The organism is Cytobacillus oceanisediminis 2691 (genome assembly GCF_007678455.1).
In the GTDB taxonomy this organism is placed as follows: Bacteria; Bacillota; Bacilli; order Bacillales; family Cytobacillaceae; genus Mesobacillus; species Mesobacillus oceanisediminis_A.
Genome location: NZ_VEEP01000407.1, coordinates 1 through 236, shown reverse-complemented (window position 1 = coordinate 236; position 236 = coordinate 1). Strand labels below are relative to the sequence as shown.

Annotated in this window: 1 pseudogene; it reads right to left on the bottom strand. The window is 30.1% G+C overall.

Going from position 1 to position 236, the window contains the following annotated elements:
* Positions 1-65 precede the first annotated feature (65 nt).
* Positions 66-236 (bottom strand): annotated as a pseudogene (locus tag FS736_RS25375) (protein rep); the annotation flags it as partial.

The window sequence follows — 236 nt, the reverse complement described above, 5'->3', positions numbered from 1 at the left end:
ACCATGCTGGTTAATCCTATAGTTCCCCCAGGGGCAAACAACATAAAAAAACGCTAGCTTTTAAGCTAACGTTTCAAATCTTTTAAGTAATAATTTTGTTTTTCAAAATTCCAAATTGCCGTAATTGAATGTGCTTTTTCTTCTTGGTCTGTTGTTTTATCTTCGTCACTTGTATTAATTAAATTGCCATCTTCGGCATCATCTAAATTTAAAATTTTATGTTTTTGTTTAAGTAA